Origin of the sequence: Ancylobacter sp., assembly GCF_965229075.1 — a bacterium.
Taxonomy (GTDB): Bacteria; Pseudomonadota; Alphaproteobacteria; order Rhizobiales; family Xanthobacteraceae; genus Ancylobacter.
In genome coordinates, this window is sequence record NZ_CBDDIO010000002.1 from 167,581 (window position 1) to 192,092 (window position 24,512).

The window sequence follows — 24,512 nt, forward strand, 5'->3', positions numbered from 1 at the left end:
GATGGACCCGCGCCCGCTCGATCTCGACCTCGACAGCTTCCCGCCCGCCACGCGCGCGGACTGGCTCGCGCTGGTCGACGGCGTGCTGAAGGGCGGCGCCTATGACAAGCGCATGGTGACGCGCACCGCCGACGGCATCCGCCTCGACGCCCTGCCCGAACGGCGGCGCGCGGCCGCCCCCATTGCCGGCCGCCCGGCGGGGGCGCCGTGGAAGCTGATCGCCCGCATCGACCATGACGACGCCGCCAGCGCCAATGCGCAGATGCTGGCCGATCTCGACGGCGGCGCGGATGGCGTCGCGCTGGTCTTCGCCTCCGCCCCCTCCGCCGCCGGTTTCGGTCTGCAGCTGCGGCATGAGGAAATGGTGGCGGCGCTGGACGGGCTGCTGCCCGACATGGCGACGCTGCGGGTGGAAGCCGGCGCCTATCAGGGCCGCGACATCGCCCTCGCTCTGGCCCGGCTCTATGAGAAGGCCGACCCGGCCGCGCTGGACCTGCGCTTCGGGCTCGACCCCATTGGCGACTTCGCCGCGCTCGGCGCCGCGCCCATCGAGTGGGAGGCGCTGGCCGCCCGGCTCGGCCAGACCGTCACCGCGCTGTACGGGCGCGGCCTCACCGCGCCGATGGTGCGGGCGGATGGGCGCATTTACCACGCGGCCGGCGCCACCGACGCGCAGGAACTCGCGGCCGTGCTGGCCACCGCCACCGCCTATCTGCGCGCGCTGGAAGCCGCCGGCCTGCCGCTCGACGCGGCGGCGCGGCTGATCGAGGTGACGCTGGTTGCCGATGTCGACCAGCTCGGCACGCAGGCAAAGCCGCGCGCGTTCCGCCTGCTATGGCAAACCGTGCTGGAGGCGTGCGGGCTCGCCCCCGCGCCGGTCGCCATCCACATGGAAACCGCGTGGCGAAGCCTGACCCGGCACGATGCGCATGTGAACCTGTTGCGCGGCACCATCGCTGGCTTCGCCGCCGGGGTGGGCGGGGCGGACAGCATCAGCGTCCTGCCCTTTACCCAGGCGCTGGGCCTGCCGGACGCGGATGCGCGGCGGCTGGCGCGCAACACCCAGATCATCCTGCTGGAGGAATCCAACCTTCACCGCGTCGCCGATCCCGGCGCCGGCGCGGGCGCCATCGAGGAACGCACGGAAAAGCTGGCGGCGGCGGCATGGGAGCTTTTTCGCGCCATTGAGCGCGAGGGCGGCATGGTGGAATCGCTCGCCTCCGGCGCGTGGCAGCAGCGCGTGGCAACGGCCCGCCGGGCACGAGCGCAGGAGGTGGCGACGCGCCGGCTGCCGATCACCGGCACCTCGGAATTTCCCCTGCTCAGCGAAAGCGTACCAAGCGTGCTGGCCCCCGCCCGCCCACGTCCAACCGCCGCGCCGGCCGAGGGCGCGCTTTTGTGCGAGCCGCTGGTAGGCGAGCGGCTCGCCGAACCGTTCGAGCGGCTGCGCGCGACCGCCGCCGCCGCCCGACCCTCGGTGTTTCTCGCCGCGCTCGGCACGCCGGCCGATATCGCCGCCCGCGCCGGCTTCGCCCGCACCGCCTTCGAGGCTGGGGGCATAGCCGCGGCGGGCAATGACGGCTTCACCGACATGGCGGCGCTGGTCGAGGCGTTCCGCACCTCCGGCGCCCGTCTCGCCTGCCTGTGCGGTTCCGACGCGACCTATGCCGAGCGCGCCAATGAGGCTGCCCGCGCGCTGAAGGACGCCGGGGCCGTCACCGTCTATCTCGCCGGCAAGCCGGGCGAGGACGAGGTGGCCCAGCGCACCGCCGGCATCGACACCTATCTTGCTGCGGGCACGGATCTCGTCGCCTTTCTCGACGACGCCCAGGCCCGGCTCGGCCTTGGCCGCAGGAGGGAACCATGAGCCCGGCCATCCGTTGCCCCAGGGGTAGCTCTGAAGCTGCCATCAACCTAGGGACAGACCATGAAAACGCTGACTCACGGGTGGACGCTTGCCACCTGCGGCGCGGCGCTAGGGGGCGCGCTGCTGATGACGCCGGCAACGGCGCAGGAACTGGCCGCGCTGAGCCTGCACGACGGCATCTGGCAGGTCTCGGCAGAGCCGGTGTCCGGACCGTGCGACAAGCGGCTGGACTTCCGGCTGGCGGTGGAGGATGGCCAGATCAGCTATGGCGGGATGTGGCCGGTGGACGCCACCGGCACAGTGACCGCGCTGGGGCGGATCGAGATTCGAGTGGTGCGTGGCAGCGACACACTTTCCGCGCGCGGCGTGGTGCGCGGCGATGTGGCCACCGGCAAATGGCAATCGGCGGAGAAGAACTGCAGCGGCTCCTTCGTGGCGCGCCGGGCCTAGCCGTCGGCTCCTCTCACCGGGAGGACGCGCGATGAGCCGCATCCCGGATTTCGCCGCCCGCGACTGGCAGGCGCCGCGCGCCCCGACGCCGGCCATCGCCGCCAATGACTGGACAACGCCTGAGGGGCTGGCGGTGAAGCCGATCTATGGCCCCGCCGACATCACCGGGCTCGGCGCCGTCGACAGCTATCCCGGCATCGCGCCGTTCCTGCGCGGGCCCTACCCCACCATGTACGCCACTCAGCCCTGGACCATCCGGCAATATGCCGGCTTCTCCACGGCGGAGGATTCCAACGCCTTCTACCGCCGCAACCTCGCGGCCGGGCAGAAGGGGCTCTCGGTCGCTTTCGACCTCGCCACCCATCGCGGCTACGATTCGGACCATCCGCGCGTCGCCGGCGATGTCGGCATGGCGGGGGTGGCCATCGATTCCATCTATGACATGCGCACGCTGTTCTCCGGCATCCCGCTGGACCAGATGAGCGTGTCCATGACCATGAACGGGGCGGTGCTGCCGATCCTCGCGCTCTATGTCGTGGCGGCGGAGGAGCAGGGGGTAACGCCTGCCCAGCTCTCCGGGACCATCCAGAACGACATCCTCAAGGAGTTCATGGTCCGCAACACCTATATCTACCCGCCCGCCCCCTCGATGCGGATCATCTCCGACATTTTCGCTTTCACCTCCAAGGAGATGCCGCGTTTCAACTCGATATCGATCTCCGGCTATCACATGCAGGAAGCGGGGGCGACGCAGGATCTGGAGCTCGCCTATACGCTGGCCGACGGCGTCGATTATGTGCGCGCCGGGGTGGCGGCGGGCATGCCCATCGACAGCTTCGCGCCGCGCCTGTCCTTCTTCTGGGCGATCGGCATGAATTTCTTCATGGAGGTCGCCAAGCTGCGCGCCGCCCGGCTGATCTGGGCCAAGCTGATGAAGGATCTCGGCGCTCAGAACCCCAAGTCGCTGCCGCTGCGTACCCATTCGCAGACCTCGGGCTGGAGTCTCACGGCGCAGGACGTGTTCAACAATGTCATGCGCACCATGGTGGAGGCGATGGCGGCGACGCAGGGGCACACCCAGTCGCTGCACACCAATGCGCTGGACGAGGCGCTGGCGCTGCCCACCGACTTCTCCGCCCGCATCGCCCGCAACACGCAGTTGGTGCTGCAGCAGGAGAGCGGCACGACGCGCGCCATCGACCCCTGGGGCGGCTCGTTCTTCGTGGAAAGGCTCACCGCCGATCTGGCGCAGAAGGCGCTCGGCCATATCGCCGAGGTGGAGGCGCTGGGCGGGATGGCCAAGGCGATCGAGGCCGGCATCCCCAAGCTGCGCATCGAGGAAGCCGCCGCCACCACGCAGGCTCGGATCGATTCCGGCGCCCAGACCGTGGTCGGCGTCAACAAGTACCGGCCGGCGCGGGAAATGCCGATCGACGTGCTCAAGGTCGACAACTCCGCCGTCCGCGCGGCGCAGCTCGACAAGCTGGCGCGGCTGAAGGCCGAGCGCGATCCGCAGGCGGTGGCGCAGGCGCTGACCGCGCTGGAGAACGGTGCGCGCGGCAACGCCAATCTGCTCGCCCTCGCCATCGATGCCGCCCGGGCCAAGGCGACGGTGGGCGAAATCTCCGATGCGCTGGAGCGCGTCTTCGGCCGGCACCGGGCGGAGATTCGCGCGGTCTCCGGCATTTACCGGCGGGAGGCGGGTGCGATGGGCGACAGGGTCGCGCAGGTGCGGGCGCGCGTCGAGGCATTCGAGCGCGAGGAAGGCAGGCGTCCGCGCCTCCTCGTCGCCAAGGTCGGGCAGGACGGGCATGATCGCGGGCAGAAGGTGATCGCCTCCGCTTTTGCCGATCTCGGCTTCGATGTCGATATCGGTCCGCTCTTCGCCACCCCCGAGGAAGCCGCACGGCAGGCGGTGGAGAACGACGTGCATGTCATCGGCATTTCCTCACTCGCCGCCGGGCATCTCACCCTGGTGCCGCAGGTGAAGGCGGCGCTCGCCGCGCAGGGGCGGCCGGACATAATGGTGGTGGTGGGCGGCGTGGTGCCGCCGCAGGACTATGACGCCGTGCGCGCCGCCGGAGCGGAGGCGATCTATCCGCCCGGCACGGTGATCGCAGAGGCCGCCGGCGAACTGGTCGACACACTCGCCGCCCGCCTCGGCCATGCCAAGGACGCGGCGGAGTAGAGGGCGCCACCCTCAGCCCGGCGCCCGCACCGGCAGATGCAGCGCCAGCCCGGCGGGGCGGTAGGCGCCGCCAGAGCCGAACAGCTCCGCCACCCAGTCGACGAAGACGCGCAGCCGGCTGCTGAGATGCCGGTTCGGCGCGTAGACGACATGCAGCACGATGGGCCCGGCCTGCCACTCGGGCAGCACCCGCACGAGCGCGCCGGAGTCGAGATAAGGCCCCACCATCGCATCAATCGTCTGCGTGATGCCGAGGCCGGCGAGGCCGGCGGCGAGATAGGCGGTGGAATCGTTGGTCGCCAGCACATGCGGCAGGCGCAGTTCAAAGCTCTCCTCGCCGCGCACCATGTCGAATGCCATGGGCCGCCCGGTGCGGGCGCTGAAATAGCCAATGACGCGATGACCCTGCGCAAGGTCGCGCGGATGCTCCGGCAGGCCGTGCCGAGCGATATAGGCGGGCGAGGCGTAGTGCATCAGCGGCAGTGTGCCGATGCGGCGGGCGATCAGCGTCGGATCCAGACGTTCGCCGCCACGGATCGCGCAGTCGACATTCTCCGCCAGCAGATCCACCGGCCGGTCGGTGACGCCGAGATCGAGCTGGATGTCGGGGTAGCGGGCGAAGAAGTCCGGTAGCGCCGGAATGAGGGCGTAGAGCGCGAGTGAGGACGGCACGTCCACCCGCAGCCGCCCGGCCGGGCTCGCCTGCGAGCGGGTCATCGAGCCGTCGAGCTCGTCGAGATCGGAGAGCAGCGCCACCGCCCGCTCATAATAGGCGGCGCCATCGGGGGTCACCGCCACGCGGCGGGTCGAGCGGTTGAGCAGCTTGGTGCGCAGATGCGCCTCAAGCTGCTGGATATGTTTGGTGACGGTCGGTTTCGGCATGTCGAGCAGATCGGCGGCACGGCTGAACGTGCCGGCTTCCACCACCCGGACAAAGGCGCGCATCGCGGCGATCTGGTCCATGGCTACCGTGCGATTATTTCCATATGTGAATAATGTTATCGCCAATCGGCTATTTTTTCGAGCCCAGTGCAGGTCTAGTTTTCGCCGCACTGCAACAGCAACAACCGTTGGAATCGGGTGGGAGCGAAGGCTTCCTCCCGGTAGTGGGCGTCATGACCGCAGCGTGGACCGAGGCAAAGCTGGATATGGACGGCGAGGCGTTGGCCGCGCGCGTCTACCGCCCCGCCGTGCCGCTGCGTCCCGCGCCGCTGGTGCTGCATCTGCATGGCGGCTGCTTTGTCGATGGCGACCTCGATTGCAGCGCGCATCTCTGCCGCATCATGGCGGAGGCCGGTGCGGTGGTGGTGTCGATTGATTATCCGCTCGCGCCGGAACACCCTTTTCCGGCGGCGCTGAACCTCTCCTTCAAGGCGCTGGGCCGGCTATCGGCCGAACGGGCGAAATGGGCGGGGCGCGGGTCACGGCTGTTCGTCGCCGGCGAGGAAGCCGGGGCGAATCTGGCCACCGCCCTCAGCCTCATGGCGCGCGACCAGCAGGCACCACCGCTGGCCGGGCAGATTCTGATTTCGCCCATGGTCGATCCCAGCCTCTGCACCGGCTCGATCCACGCCGCCTCGGCCGGTGCGTCGGGCTGCAAATGGGCGGATGGCTGGCACCTTTATCTCGGCAGCGCCGACCGTGCCGCCCATCCCTATGCCGCGCCGCTCGGCTCACGCCGGCTCGGCGGTCTCGCCCCGGCGCTGATCGTCACCTCCGCCGATTGCCCGATCCGCGACGAGAGCCTCGCCTATGCCGAGCGCCTACGCGCCGGCGGGGTGTCGGTGGAAAGCCATCTGCTCGAAGGCACGAACTGTTCGAACCAGAGCATCGACGCCGCCATCGAAGCCGCCCCGGCCTGGGAAACGGTCCTGCGCGGCCTGTTCAGCACCTTTCTGGCGGAGAATTCCGCCGCACCGCTTCGCACCATTCGGGCCTGAGGCCCGGGAGACACGTCATGAGTGACAACCGCTTCGGCAACGATGCCGCCCCGACACCGATCGCACACGCCGTCATCGCCCACGACGCAACCGCCCCTCGTCCGCGTCGCGCCAAGGGCTGGCGCGAGGCCGGGCTGGCGCTGACCCTCGCCCTCATCGCCACCGGCGGCGCCGTCTTCGTCGCCTGGCCGAGCTCGACCGCGCTCGCCACCGACCCCGCCCCGGCGGAAGCCGCCGCGCCGCCGGCGATGCCGGTGGAAGTCGCCGTTCTGAAGACGCGCGACACCATGAAGTGGGACGAGTTCTCCGGCCGCCTGCGCGCCGTCGAGGTGGTGGAGGTGCGCCCGCGCGTCGCCGGCGCGGTGGAGAAAATCCATTTCCGCGAGGGCGCGCTGGTCAAGCAGGGCGACCTGCTGGTGACCATCGATCCCGCGCCGTTCCAGGCCGCGCTGACCCGCTCGGAATCGCTCCGCGAGGCCGCCGCCGCGCGTGTGGAGCTCACCCGCAGCGAGCTGGAACGCGGCAAGCAGCTGGTTGACAACCGCACCGTCTCGGTGCGCGACCTCGACCAGCGCACCAATGCCTATCGCGAGGCGGAAGCCAATCTGCGCGCGGCCGATGCCGCCGTGCAGAGCGCCAAGCTCGATCTCGGCTATACCGAGGTGCGCGCGCCGGTCGACGGCCGCGTCGGGCGGATCGAGGTGACGGTTGGCAACCTTGTCGCCGCCGGCGCCTCCTCGCCGGTGCTCACCAGTCTCGTCTCGGTCGATCCGATCTATGTCAGCTTCGACGCCGACGAGAACACCGTCGCCGAGGCGCTGGCCTCGGTCGGCGAGCATGACATCGCGCTGACCGAAATCGACCAGATCCCGGTCGAGATCACCACCGCCACCACGGCCACCCGGCCGGTGCGCGGCCATCTGCAGCTGGTCGACAATCAGGTCGATGCCGCCACCGGCACGTTCCGCCTGCGCGCGGTGTTCGAGAACAAGGACGGCCGCCTCGTTCCCGGCCAGTTCGCCCGGGTCAAGATGGGCCGCGCCAAGACCCAGCCGGCGCTGGCCGTGAACGAACGCGCCATCGGCACCGACCAGGACAAGAAGTTCGTCTTCGTGGTCGGCGACGACAACAAGGCCGTCTGGCGCAAGGTGACGCTCGGCCCACCCTCGGACGGGCTGCGCGTCATCACCGACGGGCTGAAGGAAGGCGAGCGCATTGTCGTCAACGGCCTGCAGCGCGTGCGCCCCGGCGCGGTTGTCGCGCCCGAGATCGTGCCCATGGAATCCGCTTCCGCCGCCTCTGCGACGGACCCGAACACCGCCGTCGCCGCGCGCTGATCGCAGCCCCGACGCTCTGCCTCCTTGGGGGAGGACGCTATGAATCTGTCCAAATTCTTCATCGACCGGCCGATTTTCGCCGGCGTCCTCTCCGTTCTGATCTTCCTCGCGGGGCTGCTGGCCCTGCGGGTGATGCCGATTTCGGAATATCCGGAAGTCGTGCCGCCGCAGGTCATCGTGCGCGCCACCTATCCCGGCGCCAGCCCGAAGGTCATCGCCGCCACCGTGGCGACGCCGATCGAGGAAGCGATCAACGGCGTCGAGGACATGCTCTACATGTCCTCGCAGGCGACGACGGACGGCGTGATGACGCTGACCGTCACCTTCAAGCTCGGCACCGACCCCGACAAGGCGACGCAGCTGGTGCAGAACCGCGTCGGCCAGGCCGAGCCGCGCCTGCCGGAAGAGGTGCGCGCGCTCGGCATCACCACCGCCAAGAGCTCTCCGACCTTCCTCATGGTCGTGCATCTCATCTCGCCCAATGACCGCTACGACATCACCTATCTGCGCAATTACGCGGTTCTGAACGTGAAGGACCGGCTGGCCCGCATCGGCGGCGTCGGCCAGATCGACATCTTCGGTGGCGGCGACTACTCGATGCGCGTCTGGCTCGACCCGCAGAAGATCGCCGAGCACGGCCTCTCCGCCGGCGATGTGGTCAACGAGATCCGCGCCCAGAACGTGCAGGCCGCCGCCGGCATCGTCGGCGCCTCGCCGGCGCTGGAAGGCGTCGACCTGCAGCTCACCATCAACGCCCAGGGCCGGTTGGAAACCGAGGAAGAGTTCGGCGACATCGTCGTGAAGACCGGCGCCAACGGGCAGGTGGTGCGCCTGCGCGACGTTGCCCGGCTCGAACTCGGCGCCGCCGACTATGCGCTGCGCTCTCTGCTCGACAACAAGCAGGCGGTCGGCCTCGGCGTGTTCCAGGCGCCGGGCTCCAACGCGCTGGAAATCGCTGAAAATGTCCGCGCCACCATGGCGGAAGTGAAGAAGACGATGCCGGAAGGCGTCGACTTCGACATCGTCTACGACACCACCCGCTTCGTCGACGCCTCCATCGACGCCGTGGTGCACACGCTGTTCGAAGCGGTGGCGCTGGTCGTCATCGTCGTCGTGGTTTTCCTGCAAACCTGGCGCGCCTCGATCATCCCGCTGCTCGCGGTGCCGGTCTCCATCGTCGGCACCTTCGCGGTGATGTATCTGTTCGGCTTCTCCATCAACGCGCTGAGCCTGTTCGGGCTGGTGCTCGCCATCGGCATCGTCGTCGACGACGCCATCGTGGTGGTGGAGAATGTCGAGCGCAACATCGAGAACGGCCTCACGCCACGCGCCGCCGCCTATCAGGCCATGAGCGAGGTGTCCGGCCCTATCATCGCCATCGCGCTGGTGCTGGTGGCGGTGTTCGTGCCGCTCGCCTTCATCACCGGCCTGTCGGGCCAGTTCTACCGCCAGTTCGCCCTCACCATCGCCATTTCGACGGTGATTTCGGCGATCAACTCGCTCACCCTCTCGCCGGCGCTGGCGGCGCTGCTGCTGCGCGGCCACGACACCCCGCCGGATGCGCTCCAGCGCGTCATCAATTTCCTGTTCGGCTGGTTCTTCCGCGGCTTCAACTGGGTGTTCGCGCGCGGTTCGCGCGGCTATGGCGGCGGCGTGCGCGGCACGCTCAAGGTGAAAAGCCTCGTCATGGTGTTCTACGCCGTGATGCTGGGCGCCACCTGGTGGCTGTTCCAGGCGGTGCCTCCCGGCTTCGTGCCGGCGCAGGACAAGCAGTACCTCGTCGGCTTCGCCCAGCTGCCAGACGGCGCCACGCTCGACCGCACGGAAGAGGTGATCCGGCAAATGACCGAGATCACGCTCGCCCAGCCCGGCGTGTCCAGCGCCGTGGCCTTCCCCGGCCTGTCCATCGCCGGCTTCTCCAACTCGTCCAATGCCGGCATCGTGTTCTCGGTGCTCGACCCGTTCGAGGAGCGCACGAGCCCGGAACTCTCCGCCGGTGCCATCGCCGGGGCGCTGAACCAGAAATACGGGGTGATCAAGGGTGCCTTCATCGCCATGTTCCCGCCGCCGCCGGTGCAGGGCCTCGGCGTGGTCGGCGGCTTCAAGATGCAGCTCGAAGACCGCGCCGGCCGCGGCTACGAGGCGCTGAACGAGGTCACCAACGCCTTCATGGCCAAGGCGATGGCGGCGCCGGAACTCACCGGGCAGTTCACCACCTACCAGATCAACGTGCCGCAGATTTTCACGAATGTGGACCGTACCAAGGCCCGCCAGCTCGGCGTGCCGATCCAGTCGGTGTTCGAGACGCTGCAGGTCTATCTCGGCTCGCTCTATGTCAATGACTTCAACAAGTTCGGCCGCACCTACTCGGTGCGGGCGCAGGCCGACGCGCCGTTCCGCGCCCGGCCGGAGGACATCGGCAAGCTGAAGGTGCGCTCGCTCTCGGGCGAGATGATCCCACTCTCCGCGCTGCTGACGGTGGAGACCACCGCCGGGCCGGAGCGCGCCCAGCGCTATAACGGCTTCCTCACCGCCGACTTCAACGCCTCCCCCGCGCCCGGCTATTCCTCCGGCCAGGCGCAGGAAGCGGCGATGCGGATCGCCGCCGAGGTGCTGCCGCCGGGCTTCGACTATGAATGGACCGACCTCACCTATCAGGAGATCCTGGCCGGCGACTCCTCGCTCATCGTCTTCCCGCTCGCGCTGCTGCTCGTCTTCCTGGTGCTGGCGGCACAGTATGAAAGCCTGACGCTGCCCATCGCGATCATCCTGATCGTGCCCATGGGCCTGCTGGCGGCGCTCTACGGCGTGTGGCTGGGCGGGGGCGACAACAACATCTTCACGCAGATCGGCCTCGTCGTGCTGGTCGGCCTGTCGGCGAAGAACGCGATCCTGATTGTCGAGTTCGCCCGCGAGCTGGAGTTCATGGGCCGCAACCCGGTGGAGGCGGCCATCGAGGCCAGCCGCCTGCGCCTGCGGCCGATCCTGATGACCTCCTTCGCCTTCATCATGGGCGTGCTGCCGCTGGTGCTCTCCACCGGTGCCGGCGCCGAAATGCGCCATGCCATGGGCATCGCCGTGTTCGCCGGCATGATCGGCGTCACCTTCTTCGGGCTGTTCCTCACGCCCGTCTTCTACGTGCTGCTGCGGCGTCTGGCGGGCAACCGCCCGCTCCGGCAGCACGGCGAGGCCCATATCGCGCCGCTTGCGGCCGAGTGAGCCTTGCTACCCGGCCGGGAGGCCGCTTCCCAAGCGTCGGTTGCCCCCTCGACGCAAGGGAGCGCGGTTCTCCCGGCCGGTCTCGTTCGACAGGAGCTGCGGGCGATGGCACATAGAGCCTCCAGCCGCCAGGATGCTAGCGCGCATGAAGCCGATCAAAGCCGACTGGACCGATGTGGTCCTCGTCTGCCGCAAATGCGCGAAGAAGCTCGACGGTGGCTTCGGCCCCGCTGCTGACCAGCCCCTGCCCAAAGCGCTGCGTGCCGCCATCGCCCGGCGCGAGGGCGGCAAGCCGATGAAGAAGCCGCGCCGCAAGGGCGCGGGAGTGGCGGTGGTCGAGGTGCCCTGCCTCGACATCTGCCCGAAGAATGCCGTCATCGTCATTCCCGCCGGCCGCCCCGGGCGCTGGCTCAGCGTGCCGCGCGGGACCGATCCCGACACGCTGCTCGACGCCATCGCCCCCGCGCGGGAGGAGGACTGATCAGGCGGGCTTCTTCGCCGGTGTGTCCGTGGGAGTTTCCGCCGAGGAATCCGCCTTGGCCGGCGGGTTGAACGCCCACACCAGCACGGTCATCAGGCTCACCCCGATGACGATGCCGATCAGCCGCTCGATCGGCGGAGCGAGGCTGTCGGGCGGCGAGGCGCTGACCAGCGTCACCAGATAGGCGATGGCGCATTGGGTTCCGATATAGGCCTGGCTGGACTTGCCCAGGTGGATGCGGGCGAATGAGAATACGCCGAGAAAAAGCATCGACGCCCACCACCACACATGCACCGCGTCGATCAGGATGACGACCAACGCCGCCGCCCCGCCGAGAATGCAGCCTAGAATGCGCTGAAAGCCGCGATGGCGCGTCGCCAGCGGATCGCTGTCGACGACGATGAGGCTGGAGATCAGCACCTGCGGCAGTTGCGGCAGATTGAACAGCGACCAGACGATGATGATGGTGAACGCCCCCAGCCCGGCGATCAGCGCCTGCCGCTCGGCGTTGAGCACGGTGGTCGCCGCCGCTTGGAGCTTCAGTCGGGCATGAAGCTCGCCGGCCCGGGGGCCTAGCGCCCAGCTCGACAGCGTGCCGCACACCACGCCGATGACGATCTCGAAACAGCGGTAATGCGCGAAGCCGTAAAGCTGTGCCGGCTGGGTCATGGTGTAGAGCATCACCAGACCGAAGGTGAGCCCGCCGTAGAACCAGGCATAGCCATAGGCGCTACGCTGCCGGCCATAGGTGCCCACCGCTGCGGCGATAGTGACCAGCGCCAGCTGCATGAGGTTGTACCCCTCCGCCCACTGGCCGATGTAATAGCCGCCGATCACCCCGATGAAGGTGCCGAGCACGCGCAGAACACCCTTGGTGAACAGTGCGTCGCGGTCGACATTGGCGATGATCATGACGCTGAGCGCCGCCCAATAGGGCTCGTCCAGCCCCATCAGCAGGGCGATATAGACAGCCGCGAGCACGCCGGTGGCGGTGGCGAAGGCCTGCCGGTCGATATCGCTGAAGCCGGTGCCGCCCTCCCTCGCCATGGCTCAGAACCAGATCAGCACGCGCGCATCCGCGCCGTTGAACAGGACGAGCCCCTCGGGCCAGGCGTCCAGCGTGACCTCGATGGGGAAACGCCGTGGCAGCCGCACCCAGTCCGTGGTCGGCTCGACATAGGGAATGACCTGCGGGTTGTTCGGCGAGCGGGCGACGCCGCCGGCAATGCCGCTCACCCGGCCCCAATGCAGCGCCCACGGGTCGGAACCGAGCGTCAGCAGCGCCGTCTGGCCGACCTTGATGCGGGCGAGATGGCGCTCGCTCACATTCGCCACCACCCGACGACGTTTGTCGGTGACGATGGCCATCACCTCGCTGCCGGGACGCAGATAATCGCCCACGCGGGTGACGAAGGGCGCGACGCGGCCGGCATCGGGGGCGTTCACCACCGTTTTCGAAAGGTCGTACCGCGCCTTCGCCACCGCCGCGGCGGCGGATTCGATCGCCGCCTGCGCCACCGTCACCCGGCGCACGGAAACCGCCAGCTGCGCCTCGGCGGCGCTGACATTGGCGCCGGCGGTGGCGACATCCCGGGTGGAGACATCAAGCGTCGCCTCGGGCGAATAGCCCTCCTTCTCCAGCGTCTTGACGCGCACCAGCTGGTCCTGCGCATTGGTCAGCACCGCCTGCGCCGAGGTGACGGCGGCCTTCGCGGCACCGACCTCGTCCTGCGCAAGGTCGAGATTGGCGCGTGCGGTGGACAGCGCCGCTTCCGTCTCCTGCACCTTCAGCGCATAGGGCGTACGCTCGATCTCGAACAAGAGCTGATCGGCCGCCACGCTCTGGTTGTTCTGCACCGCGAGCTTGGACACCGGCCCCTCGATCTCCGAGGCGAGCACCACGATGTCGCTGTTGACATAGGCGTCGCCGGTATAGGCGAAGAAGCGCACCGAAGTCTCGTACAGCAGGAACAGCCCGAAGATCACGCCGATGATCAACAACACCGGGTGGAGGAGAAGGCGGCTGAGCATGAATGCGCGGCTCCATGTCTTCCGGCATGGAGCCGGCACGATGCATCATCGCGGCTTTGACGCGCGCGCTCAATCCTCTCCCGTTACCGCCGGGCGGCGTTTGCGCAAAAGGAGGATCAAGGGTCCTTACTTAATCCCGCTCCGGGCTGTGTACAGCTTCGTCCCATAGTCGACCCGCCGGCGACACCGGACCCCCCTCACTATGGTAGGCATCGACACCGTGAGCGCCGGCGGCCGGTTTGGCAGAGAGGTGAGATGAAAGACATGGCCTTCGATGTCGCAAAGTTCCGAGCGGAGACGCCGGGAGTGGCTCATCGCGTCCACCTCAACAATGCCGGTGCCGGGCTCATGCCGCAGCCCGTGCTGGATTCCGTCGTCAGCCACCTCCGCCGCGAGGCCGAAATCGGAGGCTACGAGGCGGCCGGCGAGGCGGCTGACCGGGTCTCCGGTGTCTATGACAGCGTGGCGCGATTGCTCGGGGCGGGACGGGACGAGATCGCGCTGACCGAAAACGCGACGGTAGCGTGGCAACTTGCCTTCTACGCAATCGCCTTCCAACCCGGGGACCGGATCCTGACGGCGCGGGCGGAATATGCCGCGAACTACGTCGCATTCCTTCAGGTCGCCAAGCGAACCGGGGCGGTGATCGAGGTCATTCCCGACGACGGGGACGGCATGCTCGACCCCGATGCCCTCGAACGTATGATCGACGGTCGCGTCAGGCTGATCGCGATCACCTGGGTGCCGACGAATGGCGGCCTCCGCAATCCTGCTGCCGCAATGGGTGAGATCGCGCGCCGGCACGGCGTGACCTATCTGCTCGATGCGTGCCAGGCGGTCGGCCAAATCCCGACGCGCGTCGATCAACTCGGATGCGACGTGCTGACCGCGACGGGCCGCAAGTTCCTGCGCGGACCGCGCGGCACCGGCTTTCTTTACATCCGGCGAGACCTGATGCGTCGCCTGGAGCCGCTGATGCTGGACCATTTCGCGGCGCCATGGGTCGCTCCCGACCGCTACGAACTGCGCCCCGACGCGCGACGCTTCGAGACCTGGGAGAACAATTACGCGGCCCGGCTCGGGCTCGGCCGTGCCGTGGACTACGCGCTGGAGATCGGTCTCGATCTTATCGAGGCGCGCTGCCGCGCCCTGTCCGCGCGACTGCGCGACGGACTGCGGGGCTTATCCGATGTCACGGTGCACGACCTCGGACGGGATCCGGCGGCCATCGTGACGTTCTCGGTCAAGAACCGCCACGCGGCAGGGGTGCAGCAGGCGCTGACCCTTGCCGGCATCAATGTAAGCGTCTCCTCGCCCTCCAGCACGCTTCTGGACGCGACAGCCCGCGGGCTTCCTCCGCTCGTGCGGGCGTCTCCGCACTATTACAACACCGAAGACGAGGTCGACCGTCTCGTGTCGGTCGTGAGCGCGCAGGTGTCCTAAGCCACACTAATGCCGCCGCTCCTCGATGGCGGGCAGCACCGGCTCCTCATCCTCCTCGCTGCGTTCGCGCGCGCCGGGATGCTCCTCGATCATCGGGCCGGGCGTCGCCGCCGCGGCGCGCGCGGCGGCGCGGCGGGGACGCACGGGCGGGGCAAGCTCCTCCGCGCTCTGGTTTACCACCCGCAGCGGCGGGGCCATGCCCTTCTTGTCGGTGCCAAGATAGACCGTCTGGTGCGGGTACGGCATCTCGATGCCACGTACGTCAAAGGCGGCCTTGATGCGGCGGTAGAATTCGCGCCGCACATTCCACTGGCCCAGCGGCCGGGTCTTGAAGCGGCCGCGCAGCTGGATATGCGAGGGGTCCAGCGCCTCGACGCCCACCACCTCGAACGGCTCGATGATGGTTTCCGCCAGCGGCCCGTGCGCCGCCATGTCAGCGGCGACTTCCGCCATCAGCGCCAGCGCCTCGTCGATGCTCTCGCGATAGGCGATGCGGACATCGACGACCGCATAGGCGAAGTCCTTCGACATGTTCTTGACCGTCTGCACCTCGCCGAAGGGGATGGAGTGCACATTGCCGTCGAAGTCGCGCATGTGGACAGTGCGGATAGTGATTTTCTCCACCAGCCCGGCATGGGCGCCGACCTCGACTACGTCGCCCACCGAGATGGTGTCCTCCATCAGGATGAACACGCCGGTGATCACGTCCTTCACCAGCGTCTGCGCGCCGAAGCCGATGGCAAGGCCGAGCACGCCGGCGCCCGCCAGCAGCGGGGCGATGTTGATGCCGATCTCCGAGAGCAGGATCAGGCTGCCAAGGGTGAGCAGCACCACGCGGAAGGCGTTCTGCAGGAAGGGCAGCAACGTCTTCAATCGGGTGGAAGTGGGATTGGCCGCCCGGAGCCGCTCGGCGAAGGCGGTGGAGATTTCCCACAGCACGAGCCCGACCAGCACCACCACGCCAATGGAGATGAGCCGCCCCACTGCCAGCCGCCCGGCCTCCGAGGCCAGCCGCTCGAACGGGCGGGCGCCCCAGATTTCCAGCAGCACCAGCGCGGCGACCAGCATCACCAGCCCCTGCATCGCGCTGCGTAGCGCCGGCAGATAGCGGTTGGCGCGCGCCTCCAGCAGGGGGTAGCGCGTGCGCATCTCGGCATTGAGCTTGAACACCCGTTCGAAGGCCCGCAGCATCAGCGCGATGAGGAGCGACGCCAGGGCGAGGGTGAGCAGCGAGAGCAGCGTGGCGCGGGCGAGGAAGGCGAAGCCGCCATCGACATCGAGCGTCCACACCAGGAAGCCGGCGATGACATAGGCGATGGCGAGGACGTGCCAGAAATCGGCGACGGCGTTGCGCAGCCGCGCCACGCGGCCTTCGCGTGCGCCGAGGCGCCGCAGCCGGCGCGCCACCCCACCCCTGATCTGCAGCACGAACACCACGGCCATGCCGGCGACGAACAGGCCAAGCAGATTGCCGAAGAACCGGTAGGTGGGCAAAGCGAGGCCCAGCACCCAGGCGGCACGCAGCAGGAAATGGCCGTAGACCAGCGTATAGGTGAAGCGGCGGACCCAGAGATACCCATAGGCCGCGCTCTCATGATCGAGCGGAAACAGCCGCATCTGCGGCGCGTCCGGCGTCAGCGCCGCCCGCGCGCCAACCAGGATGAGCCGCGCCAGGACATTGGCATTGATCACGGTGACGACGGCGAGGCGGACGATGAAGTTCAGTTCCACCAGCGCCAGCACGCCGAAGGCTGCCGCCGCGAAGGCGGTGATCGGCACGATGTCGATCAGCGTGCGCAGTGCCAGCAGCAGCGCGCGCATGAACAGCCCGCGCGTGCGTCGGGCCTCGATCGCCCGCCGCAGCCCGGCCAGCAGGCGCGTCGCGATGTATTCCGCCAGCAGGGCAGCGGCGAGCACGGCGATGATCATCGTCACCGCCCAGCCGACGCGCTCCAGCACCAGCGGATCGGCGAGGTCGCTGAACAGCTTCTCCGCCTGCGCCGGCAATTGCTCGATCTCACCGACCAGCGAGAGCACGGAGCCGGAGAAGGCACCGAGCGACTGGGTGGCACCGGAGAGCCAGTCGTCGCGGCCCGGCGCGGCCTCCTCAGTGGTGCCCGCGGGCGTCGCCGCCTGCGTTCCGGCCTCGCTGTCCACCAGCGCCCGCAATTGCGCGAGGAAGCGGGTGCGCGCCGCCTCGTCGCTCAGCGTGTCGAGCAATGCCCTGAGATCGCTGGTGCGGCTATCCGGCACGGGGGAAGCGGCAGGTGCGGCCTCGACGGCGGTGGGGACACCGGCGGTCTGGGCCGCGAGCGGGCCGGCGAGGAGCGGAGTGAGGAGAAGGGAAAGGGCGAAGAACAGGCGGCTGAGAGCACGCAGCGGCATGAGGCCTTCCGTCGTTCGCGGCTCTTCGGCGGTGAGGCCCAGAGCTCGCCGAGGTGAGGGAGCCGGAATGGCGGGTGCGGCTCGTTTAACGCCCGGTGCGGCGAAAGGTTCCGCCGCCGCCATCAGGGCCGCAACGCAGCGGCGCAATGTCGCCCCGCCTTGCTCCCGTCACCTTCATCCGCACATTGGGGCCGTTACCTTGCGTCAGTGAGAGGCTATGGAAGCTTTATCCGCCGAGGTGGTCGCCTTTCTGAGCGGCCACGACTACCTGATCCCGCTGGTCATCGGCCTCATCGCCTTCGGCGAATCGCTGGTCCTCATTGGCATCCTCATCCCCGCCACCGCCCTCATGCTCGCCATTGGCGGGCTTGTGGGCACGGGGATCGTCTCGCCGCTTCCGGTCATCGCCGCCGCCATTGCCGGCGCCATTCTCGGCGATGTCGTCTCCTACTGGCTTGGGCGCTGGCTCGGGCCGCGCGTGGTGCACCGTCGGCCGCTGCTGCGCTACCGCGAGCAGGTGGCGCAGGCGCGGCTGTTCTTCCGCCGCTTCGGCTTCGCCTCGGTGTTTGTCGGCCGCTTCTTCGGGCCGGTGCGGGCCACCATGCCGCTGGTCGCCGGCATGATGCGGATGGACCAGCGCCGCTTCCAGCTCGCCAACGTCTCCTCGGCCATCGTCTGGGCGCCGGTCATGCTGGCACCGGGCTGGCTGGCCGGGAAGAGCGCCAGCGAAATGGGCGCCCATAGCCAGGGCGAATGGCTTGTCATGATGGTGGGCATCACCCTCGTCATGCTGATCGCCACCGTGGTGGTGCTGCGGGTGATCAAGGGCCGCATCGCCAAGCGGCCGCGCACAAGGCGCCGGCCCAGCGGGGTACCGGCGGGCTAAGCCGAGCCTTCGGCGCGGGCGCCGTCTTAACCATTTCGTAAGGATTCGTCCGCCCGCTTCCTGCCTTGCGCTACTATGGCCGGGAGCAAGCCTCCGGAGCGCCGCGCCGTTCGCGCGGCGGTGCCGGGGCGAAAAACCTGGCCACGGGCGGACGGGAACGCGGAATGATCGACAAGCTTGAGCCCTCCATCGGCCCCGTGCGGGCCCGTGCCGGCGAAGAGACCGGCGGCGCCCCGCGTGTTCCGGCGGCCCCGGCCACTGCTGCCTCGCCCAACCGTGCCAAAGGCCCGCCGCAGGACCCGGTGGCGTTCCAGCGCTGGCTCGGCATCGAGCAGCTGAAGCTGCAGATGCGCCGGCTGGAACTGGAGACGAAGCGCGCCGAGGCCCCCGCCCCACGCGCCCTGCCCCCGGTATTGCCGATTCTGTTCGGGCTGGTACTGGTGCTGCTGCTGGCCGGTGTCGCTTTCCTCACCGCCCAGGTGCTGAGCCTGCGCGATGAGGTTGCCACACTGCGCGGCGTCGAAGCCACGCTCACCGAACGTCTCGAAGCGCTGGAAGTGCCCCCGGCCCCGCAGGCCGTCGCGCCGGCCACGCCGCCCGCGGCGAGCACGACGCCTCCCGCGCCGGCGACGCCCTCACCCGCGACGCCCGGGCCCGCGACTTCCGCGCCGGCCGATCCTCTCGTGCCTCTGGCCGGCACAACGCCGACTCCGGCCCAGAATGCGCCCGCTGCGAACCCGCCCGCCCCGGCGACGGCGGCACTGCCGGGCGCGGGCTATACGGTGCGCATCTTCGCTCCGGTCAACACCGTGCCCAAGGCGCGGGTCGACGCCTTCACCGCCCCGCTGAAGGCGGCCGGCTTCGACGTGGTGGTGTCCGATACCGGGGTGGTGCAGACCACCAGCAACACGCTTTCCTTCCATGCCGGCAGCGCCGACATGGCCAATGACGTGGCGGAGATCATCCAGAAGCGCCGCCCCGCGCTCGGGGTGGAGTTGCGCGCCTCCCCGTCCATTCCGGACAGCGCGCGGCAGGTGCTGATCCTCAACCTGACGGAAGACGCCTTCAATTAACGGCGGGCGGCGACCGCGTCCCACTCAGGCGGCGGCGCGCCCGCGCCGGGCTGTGCGGCCGGCCTCGCGGATGGCGGCGATGTTGCCGGCATAGGCGTCGCGCCCACCCTTGAACACGGCCGAGCCGGCCACCAGCACGTTCGCCCCCGCCGCAGCGCAGAGCGCGGCGGTTTCCGGCGTCACCCCGCCATCGACTTCGAGATGGATCGGCCGCTCGCCGATCATCGCCCGCAGCCGGTAGATCTTCGGCAGCACATCGGCGATGAAGGCCTGGCCGCCGAAGCCGGGATTGACCGTCATCGGCAGGATGAGGTCCACCTTGTCCAGCACATAGGCGACCACGCTCTCATGCGTCGCCGGGTTCAGCGCCACCCCGGCCTTCTTGCCGAAGGAGCGGATGAGCTGGAGGCAGCGGTCGAGATGATGCGTCGCCTCCGCCTGCACGGTGATGATGTCCGCCCCCGCCTTGGCGAAGGCCTCGATATAGGGCTCCACCGGCTCGATCATCAGATGCACGTCGAACAGCTTGTCCGTGTGCGGGCGCATGGCCTTGATGACATCCGGCCCGAAGGTGATGTTCGGCACGAAATGCCCGTCCATCACGTCGAGATGAATCCAGTCGGCGCCGGCGCTGGCGACATCGCGCACCTCTTCGCCGAAGCGCGCGAAGTCGGAGGCAAGCATGGAGGGGGCGATGAGAACCATATCTGTGTCTCCCGTCATCCCGGCCGAGCGTAGCGAGAGCCGGGATCGTCATGAAGTATGGGGTGCGATCCCGGATCGGCCTGGGGCCGTCCGGGATGACGGTCACTTGAGCGGCGGGTAGCTGTCGATGCCGCCGGAGAAAACCCGGCTGGCGAGAATGTCCTCGGCGGCGAGGGTGACGAGGTCGTCCGCCGTCACCGGCCGGTCGGAATTGAACAGCCGGTTGGCCTGGCGCAGGCGGGCACGGTCCAGCGCGTTGCGGATCGAGCGGCCATTGGCGAAATGCGGCTGCTGCATGCGCAGCTCGATATACCGGCGGAACGCCTCCTCCGCTTCGCGGCTCATGCGGTAGTTCATGGTGTCGAGAATGCGCCCGCCAATGGCGTCGAGCTCGGCGGCGGAATAGTCGGGGAAATCGACGTGATGGGCGACGCGCGAGCGGAAGCCCGGATTGGCGGTGAAGAAGCGCTCCATCCGGTCGGCATAGCCGGCGAGGATGACGACGAGGTCGTCGCGCTGGTTCTCCATCACCTGCAGCAGGATTTCGATCGCTTCCTGCCCGTAATCGCGCTCGTTCTCGGGGCGGTAGAGGTAATAGGCCTCATCGATGAACAGCACGCCGCCCATCGCCTTTTTGAGGATTTCCTTTGTCTTCGGCGCGGTGTGCCCGATGTACTGACCGACGAGATCGTCGCGCGTCACGGTGACGAGGTGACCCTTGCGGACATAGCCGAGCTTGTGGAGGATTTCCGCCATCCGCAACGCCACCGTGGTCTTGCCGGTGCCGGGATTGCCGGTGAAGCTCATATGCAGGGTCGGGCTCACCGCCTCCAGTCCGAAGCGGCGACGGGCGGTGTCGACCAGCAACAGCGCGCCGATCTCGCGCAGCCGGCGCTTCACCGGCACCAGCCCCACCAGTTCGCGGTCAAGCTGGTCGAACACATCGGCGAGCCCGCTGGAGGCGAATTCGGCACGCAGGTCTATGGAGTCGGGGGCCTTCGGCGCGGCCTCGGCGGCGAGGGTCGGGTCGTCGATCACGGCATCCATGGGCGTTGCTCCTGCCGGCGTCTTCTGGCGCCATCCTTCGAGGCTCGCTGACGCTCGCACCCTGGGGATGACGTGGCTCTGGGAGAAGTCGAAACGACGTCATCCTGAGGTGCCCGGCGCAGCCGGGCCTCGAATGATGCTCGGAAAGAAAAAGGGGACCGATGCCGGGCGCGGCATTCCGACATCGGTCCCTCGCGGCCGGGGAGGAAACCGGACGACCGCGGTTCTCCGTCGGGGGAGTAGTGGGAGCCGACGGATCAGTAGCGCGCGCCCTCCGGGCGGTTGGCCGCATAGGCGCGCGTCGTGTAGCGGATCGACCGACCGTCAATTTCCTGGCGCTCCAGCGCGAAGCCGGGCTCTTCAGCAGGACGGTCGGTGATGAAGGAAAGGCGCAGCGACTCCCAGGTGTGGGTCGCGTCGAAAGCGCTGAGGCGGATGTACTGACGGCCGCCATAGACCTTGCGGCATTCGTTCAGCTCGAACATCACGCCAGCGGCGTCCGGCACGTCGAACATCGGCTGGCCCCACAATTCCCAATAGGTGTTGCGCGGGTGCGGGTCGTCGGTGAACTCGATGTTCACCGCCCAGCCCTTGTCGATGCAGTACTGGACCTGGCGGGTGATCTGCTCGTCGGTGAGATCGGGCAGGAAGGAGAAGGCTCCCTGAGTCAGGCGCATGGTGGTGTCTCGCTCTCGTCATCCCTGTCGGCCGGAGGCTGAGCCGGGATCGATTTCCGGAAAAGGGTTTCCACGCTGGTCTCGCGATCCCGGATCGCGCCTGCGGCGCGTCCGGGATGACGGAACTCACTCCGCCGCGGTGGCCTGCGGCACGAAGTCGGGCGTGTCGGTGGAGGAGTAGTTGAAGGTCACGTCCTTCCACGTCTCCAGCGCCTGCTTCAGCGGCAGGCAATGGCGCGCGGCGTCCTTCAGAATCTCCGGCCCCTCATTGAGCAGGTCGCGGCCCTCGTTGCGGGCGAGGATCATCGCTTCCAGCGCCACACGGTTGGCGGTCGCGCCGGCCTGGATGCCCATGGGGTGACCAATGGTGCCGCCGCCGAACTGCAGCACCACATCCTCGCCGAGCAGGTCGATGAGCTGGTGCATCTGGCCGGCATGAATGCCGCCCGAGGCGACCGGCATCAGCTTGCGGGTCGAGGCCCAGTCCTGATCGAAGAAGATGCCATGGGCGAGGTTCTGCGGCACGAAATCCTCGCGGCAGAGGTCGTAATAGCCCTTGGTCGTGTGGGGGTCGCCTTCCAGCTTGCCCACCACCGTGCCGGCATGGATGTGATCGACGCCGGCGAGGCGCATCCACTTGGTGATGACGCGGAAGGAGACGCCGTGGCTCTTCTGCCGCGTATAGGTGGAGTGGCCGGCGCGGTGCAGGTGCAGGATCATGTCGTTGCGCCGCGCCCACTTCGCCATGGACTGGATCGCGGTGTAGCCGATGATCAGGTCGATCATGACGATGGAGGAGCCGAGCTGCTTGGCGAACTCGGCGCGCTCATACATGTCTTCCATGGTGGCGGCGGTGATGTTGAGATAGGTGCCCTTCACCTCACCCGTGCCGGCCTGCGCCTTGTTCACCGCCTCCATGCAGTAGAGGAAGCGGTCGCGCCAGTGCATGAAGGGCTGCGAATTGATGTTCTCGTCGTCCTTGGTGAAATCGAGCCCGCCCTTCAGCGCCTCGTAGACCACGCGGCCGTAGTTACGGCCGGACAGGCCGAGCTTGGGCTTCACCGTCGCGCCGAGCAGTGGGCGGCCGAACTTGTCGAGACGCTCGCGCTCCACCACGATGCCGGTGGCCGGGCCGTCAAAGGTCTTCACATAGGCGACCGGCAGGCGCATGTCCTCAAGGCGCAGCGCCTTGAGCGGCTTGAAGCCGAACACATTGCCGATGATCGAGGCCGACAGGTTGGCGATCGAGCCGGGCTCGAACAGGTCGAGGTCATAGGCGATATAGGCGAACCAGGAGCCCGGCGCGTTCGGCACCGGGTCGACCCGGTAGCACTTGGCGCGATACTTGTCGCACGCGGTCAGGCGGTCGGTCCACACCACGGTCCAGGTGGCGGTGGAGCTTTCGCCGGCCACGGCCGCCGAAGCTTCGATCTCGTCGACGCCGTCCTGCGGGGTGATGCGGAACACCGCGATCACGTCCGTGTCCTTCGGCTCGTAATCGGGCTGCCAGTAGCCCATCTTGCGGTATTCCATCACGCCGGCGCTGTAGCGGCTGCGCTTCTCCTCGGTGGGCTTGGTCTTGTCGATCGCGTTCATCGATCTTCTCCCTGTGCGTTCCCATGGGCGCCGCGCGGTGGGCGCGCGCCTGCAATCTCGTTGAACAGCTCCCCGTCGCGGGAAGCGATTACTCCGCCGCCACCCGGGCGCCGCCGATCACCGGATCGAGGCTGCCGGCGGCGTAGCGCTTGGCCATGGCGGCCAGCGGCAGCACCTTGATCTGCGAGGCGTGGCCGGCCGTGCCGAATTCCTCGAAGCGCGCGCGGCAGAGGTCGCGCATCGCGTCCATGGCGGGCTTGAGGAATTTGCGCGGGTCGAACTCGGCCTTGTTGCCCTGCGCCACCTTGCGGAACTGGGCGGTCATGGCGAGGCGGCAATCAGTGTCGATATTGACCTTGCGCACCCCATGCCGGATGCCGCGCACGATCTCCTCCACCGGCACGCCCCAGGTCTGGGGCATCTCGCCGCCCGACGCGTTGAACAGATCCTGCAGCGGCTGCGGCACCGAAGAGGAGCCGTGCATGACGAGGTGCACATTGGGCAGGCGGCGGTGGATTTCCTCGATAATGTTCATCGCGAGGATGTCGCCATCGGGCTGGCGCGAGAACTTGTAGGCGCCGTGCGAGGTGCCCATGGCGATGGCGAGGGCGTCGACCTTGGTGCGGGCGACGAAATCCACCGCCTGGTCGGGGTCGGTCAGCAGCTGGTCATGGCTGAGCTGCCCTTCCGCGCCGTGGCCGTCTTCCTGCTCGCCGGCACCGTGCTCCAGCGAGCCGAGCACGCCGAGTTCACCTTCCACCGAAGCGCCGACCCAATGGGCGGCGTCGACCACGCGGCGGGTGATGGCGACGTTGTAGTCGTAATCCGCCGGGGTCTTGGCGTCCTCTTTCAGCGAGCCGTCCATCATCACGGAGGTGAAGCCGTGCTGGATGGCGGAGAGGCAGGTCGCCTCATTGTTCCCGTGGTCCTGATGCATGCAGATCGGGATCGCGGGATACATCTCGGTCAGCGCGTCGATCATGCGCGAGAGCATGATGTCGCCGGCATAGGAGCGGGCCCCGCGGCTGGCCTGCATGATGACCGGGGCGTCGACGGCCTGCGCCGCCTCCATGATCGCGATGCCCTGCTCCATATTGTTGATGTTGAAGGCCGGCACGCCGTAACTGTGCTCGGCGGCGTGGTCGAGAAGCTGACGAAGGGTGATGCGGGCCATTGGCTCTTCCTCT

The 24,512-nt window shown here is 68.3% G+C and carries 19 protein-coding genes; 10 read left to right on the forward strand and 9 right to left on the reverse strand.

Features of this window, described 5'->3' with window-relative positions; all coding sequences use genetic code 11:
- Window position 1 precedes the first annotated feature (1 nt).
- The 3 genes from ACO07Z_RS06860 to scpA are packed head-to-tail and all read left to right on the forward strand — an operon-like array spanning window position 2 to window position 4,505.
- The gene (locus tag ACO07Z_RS06860; RefSeq protein WP_421698021.1) at window positions 2–1,867 is read left to right on the forward strand and encodes a methylmalonyl-CoA mutase family protein; all 1,866 of its coding nucleotides are present in this window, start codon (window positions 2–4) and stop codon (window positions 1,865–1,867) included.
- A 60-nt stretch (window positions 1,868–1,927) separates the two neighbouring features.
- The gene (locus tag ACO07Z_RS06865; RefSeq protein ID WP_421698022.1) at window positions 1,928–2,317 is read left to right on the forward strand and encodes a hypothetical protein; all 390 of its coding nucleotides are present in this window, start codon (window positions 1,928–1,930) and stop codon (window positions 2,315–2,317) included.
- A gap of 31 nt (window positions 2,318–2,348) precedes the next feature.
- Window positions 2,349–4,505 carry a methylmalonyl-CoA mutase gene (scpA, locus tag ACO07Z_RS06870; RefSeq protein WP_421698023.1) on the forward strand — a complete coding sequence of 719 codons (2,157 nt, stop codon included), beginning with the start codon at window positions 2,349–2,351 and terminating at the stop codon, window positions 4,503–4,505.
- Between the two features lie 12 nt (window positions 4,506–4,517).
- Here scpA and ACO07Z_RS06875 read toward each other — a convergent pair whose 3' ends face one another.
- Window positions 4,518–5,468, reverse strand: coding sequence for a LysR substrate-binding domain-containing protein (locus ACO07Z_RS06875; RefSeq protein WP_421698024.1), 951 nt, complete (start codon window positions 5,466–5,468; stop codon window positions 4,518–4,520).
- A gap of 152 nt (window positions 5,469–5,620) precedes the next feature.
- On the opposite strand from ACO07Z_RS06875, the gene ACO07Z_RS06880 reads away from it, so the two are divergent.
- The 4 genes from ACO07Z_RS06880 to ACO07Z_RS06895 all read left to right on the forward strand — a co-directional run bounded on the left by ACO07Z_RS06880 (window position 5,621) and on the right by ACO07Z_RS06895 (window position 11,482).
- Window positions 5,621–6,445: an alpha/beta hydrolase gene (locus ACO07Z_RS06880; protein ID WP_421698025.1), complete on the forward strand. Its 825-nt coding sequence runs from the start codon at window positions 5,621–5,623 to the stop codon at window positions 6,443–6,445.
- Window positions 6,446–6,462: 17 nt separating this feature from the next.
- On the forward strand, window positions 6,463–7,782 hold the full coding sequence (locus ACO07Z_RS06885) for an efflux RND transporter periplasmic adaptor subunit (protein WP_421698026.1): 1,320 nt from the start codon (window positions 6,463–6,465) through the stop codon (window positions 7,780–7,782).
- 39 nt (window positions 7,783–7,821) lie between these two features.
- Window positions 7,822–11,001, forward strand: a complete 3,180-nt coding sequence (locus ACO07Z_RS06890) for an efflux RND transporter permease subunit (protein ID WP_421698027.1) — start codon at window positions 7,822–7,824, stop codon at window positions 10,999–11,001.
- Window positions 11,002–11,146: 145 nt separating this feature from the next.
- Entirely contained in the window at window positions 11,147–11,482 is a 336-nt protein-coding gene (locus ACO07Z_RS06895) for a (2Fe-2S) ferredoxin domain-containing protein (RefSeq protein WP_421698028.1), read from the forward strand.
- On the opposite strand, the gene ACO07Z_RS06900 is transcribed toward ACO07Z_RS06895, so the two are convergent.
- Together ACO07Z_RS06900 and ACO07Z_RS06905 are read right to left on the reverse strand one after the other, a co-directional pair.
- The gene (locus ACO07Z_RS06900; RefSeq protein WP_421698029.1) at window positions 11,483–12,529 is read right to left on the reverse strand and encodes an FUSC family protein; all 1,047 of its coding nucleotides are present in this window, start codon (window positions 12,527–12,529) and stop codon (window positions 11,483–11,485) included.
- Window positions 12,530–12,532: 3 nt separating this feature from the next.
- The gene (locus tag ACO07Z_RS06905; RefSeq protein ID WP_421698030.1) at window positions 12,533–13,513 is read right to left on the reverse strand and encodes an HlyD family secretion protein; all 981 of its coding nucleotides are present in this window, start codon (window positions 13,511–13,513) and stop codon (window positions 12,533–12,535) included.
- Window positions 13,514–13,777: 264 nt separating this feature from the next.
- Between ACO07Z_RS06905 and ACO07Z_RS06910 the strand changes: the two genes are divergently transcribed.
- Window positions 13,778–14,956: an aminotransferase class V-fold PLP-dependent enzyme gene (locus ACO07Z_RS06910; protein ID WP_421700771.1), complete on the forward strand. Its 1,179-nt coding sequence runs from the start codon at window positions 13,778–13,780 to the stop codon at window positions 14,954–14,956.
- A gap of 6 nt (window positions 14,957–14,962) precedes the next feature.
- Here the strand turns inward: ACO07Z_RS06910 and ACO07Z_RS06915 are convergent, their stop codons facing one another.
- Window positions 14,963–17,341 carry a mechanosensitive ion channel family protein gene (locus ACO07Z_RS06915; RefSeq protein WP_421698031.1) on the reverse strand — a complete coding sequence of 793 codons (2,379 nt, stop codon included), beginning with the start codon at window positions 17,339–17,341 and terminating at the stop codon, window positions 14,963–14,965.
- Between the two features lie 217 nt (window positions 17,342–17,558).
- Between ACO07Z_RS06915 and ACO07Z_RS06920 the strand changes: the two genes are divergently transcribed.
- Both ACO07Z_RS06920 and ACO07Z_RS06925 read left to right on the forward strand, forming a co-directional pair.
- Window positions 17,559–18,227 carry a DedA family protein gene (locus tag ACO07Z_RS06920; RefSeq protein ID WP_421698032.1) on the forward strand — a complete coding sequence of 223 codons (669 nt, stop codon included), beginning with the start codon at window positions 17,559–17,561 and terminating at the stop codon, window positions 18,225–18,227.
- A 164-nt stretch (window positions 18,228–18,391) separates the two neighbouring features.
- Entirely contained in the window at window positions 18,392–19,300 is a 909-nt protein-coding gene (locus ACO07Z_RS06925) for a hypothetical protein (protein ID WP_421698033.1), read from the forward strand.
- Window positions 19,301–19,324: 24 nt separating this feature from the next.
- Here the strand turns inward: ACO07Z_RS06925 and rpe are convergent, their stop codons facing one another.
- The 5 genes from rpe to fba all read right to left on the reverse strand — a co-directional run bounded on the left by rpe (window position 19,325) and on the right by fba (window position 24,499).
- Complete coding sequence (gene rpe / locus ACO07Z_RS06930; protein ID WP_421698034.1) at window positions 19,325–20,005, reverse strand: ribulose-phosphate 3-epimerase; 681 nt, start codon at window positions 20,003–20,005, stop codon at window positions 19,325–19,327.
- 102 nt (window positions 20,006–20,107) lie between these two features.
- Window positions 20,108–21,052: a CbbX protein gene (gene cbbX, locus ACO07Z_RS06935; RefSeq protein WP_421698035.1), complete on the reverse strand. Its 945-nt coding sequence runs from the start codon at window positions 21,050–21,052 to the stop codon at window positions 20,108–20,110.
- A gap of 257 nt (window positions 21,053–21,309) precedes the next feature.
- Window positions 21,310–21,729: a ribulose bisphosphate carboxylase small subunit gene (locus ACO07Z_RS06940; protein WP_244378262.1), complete on the reverse strand. Its 420-nt coding sequence runs from the start codon at window positions 21,727–21,729 to the stop codon at window positions 21,310–21,312.
- Window positions 21,730–21,855: 126 nt separating this feature from the next.
- Complete coding sequence (locus ACO07Z_RS06945; RefSeq protein ID WP_421698036.1) at window positions 21,856–23,325, reverse strand: form I ribulose bisphosphate carboxylase large subunit; 1,470 nt, start codon at window positions 23,323–23,325, stop codon at window positions 21,856–21,858.
- Between the two features lie 88 nt (window positions 23,326–23,413).
- A complete protein-coding gene (fba, locus tag ACO07Z_RS06950; RefSeq protein WP_421698037.1) occupies window positions 23,414–24,499 on the reverse strand; it encodes a class II fructose-bisphosphate aldolase in 1,086 nt (361 codons plus the stop codon).
- Window positions 24,500–24,512 lie beyond the last annotated feature (13 nt).

Coding starts and splice junctions, on each gene's coding strand:
- ACO07Z_RS06910 (WP_421700771.1), top strand. CDS start 13,778: ATGGCCTTCGATGTCGCAAAGTTCCGAGCGGAGACGCCGGGAGTGGCT.
- ACO07Z_RS06945 (WP_421698036.1), bottom strand. CDS start 23,325: ATGAACGCGATCGACAAGACCAAGCCCACCGAGGAGAAGCGCAGCCGC.
- ACO07Z_RS06875 (WP_421698024.1), bottom strand. CDS start 5,468: ATGGACCAGATCGCCGCGATGCGCGCCTTTGTCCGGGTGGTGGAAGCC.
- ACO07Z_RS06880 (WP_421698025.1), top strand. CDS start 5,621: ATGACCGCAGCGTGGACCGAGGCAAAGCTGGATATGGACGGCGAGGCG.
- ACO07Z_RS06915 (WP_421698031.1), bottom strand. CDS start 17,341: ATGCCGCTGCGTGCTCTCAGCCGCCTGTTCTTCGCCCTTTCCCTTCTC.
- ACO07Z_RS06860 (WP_421698021.1), top strand. CDS start 2: ATGGACCCGCGCCCGCTCGATCTCGACCTCGACAGCTTCCCGCCCGCC.
- ACO07Z_RS06940 (WP_244378262.1), bottom strand. CDS start 21,729: ATGCGCCTGACTCAGGGAGCCTTCTCCTTCCTGCCCGATCTCACCGAC.
- ACO07Z_RS06925 (WP_421698033.1), top strand. CDS start 18,392: ATGATCGACAAGCTTGAGCCCTCCATCGGCCCCGTGCGGGCCCGTGCC.
- ACO07Z_RS06890 (WP_421698027.1), top strand. CDS start 7,822: ATGAATCTGTCCAAATTCTTCATCGACCGGCCGATTTTCGCCGGCGTC.
- ACO07Z_RS06865 (WP_421698022.1), top strand. CDS start 1,928: ATGAAAACGCTGACTCACGGGTGGACGCTTGCCACCTGCGGCGCGGCG.
- rpe (WP_421698034.1), bottom strand. CDS start 20,005: ATGGTTCTCATCGCCCCCTCCATGCTTGCCTCCGACTTCGCGCGCTTC.
- fba (WP_421698037.1), bottom strand. CDS start 24,499: ATGGCCCGCATCACCCTTCGTCAGCTTCTCGACCACGCCGCCGAGCAC.
- ACO07Z_RS06895 (WP_421698028.1), top strand. CDS start 11,147: ATGAAGCCGATCAAAGCCGACTGGACCGATGTGGTCCTCGTCTGCCGC.
- ACO07Z_RS06905 (WP_421698030.1), bottom strand. CDS start 13,513: ATGCTCAGCCGCCTTCTCCTCCACCCGGTGTTGTTGATCATCGGCGTG.
- ACO07Z_RS06920 (WP_421698032.1), top strand. CDS start 17,559: ATGGAAGCTTTATCCGCCGAGGTGGTCGCCTTTCTGAGCGGCCACGAC.
- ACO07Z_RS06900 (WP_421698029.1), bottom strand. CDS start 12,529: ATGGCGAGGGAGGGCGGCACCGGCTTCAGCGATATCGACCGGCAGGCC.
- ACO07Z_RS06885 (WP_421698026.1), top strand. CDS start 6,463: ATGAGTGACAACCGCTTCGGCAACGATGCCGCCCCGACACCGATCGCA.
- cbbX (WP_421698035.1), bottom strand. CDS start 21,052: ATGGATGCCGTGATCGACGACCCGACCCTCGCCGCCGAGGCCGCGCCG.
- scpA (WP_421698023.1), top strand. CDS start 2,349: ATGAGCCGCATCCCGGATTTCGCCGCCCGCGACTGGCAGGCGCCGCGC.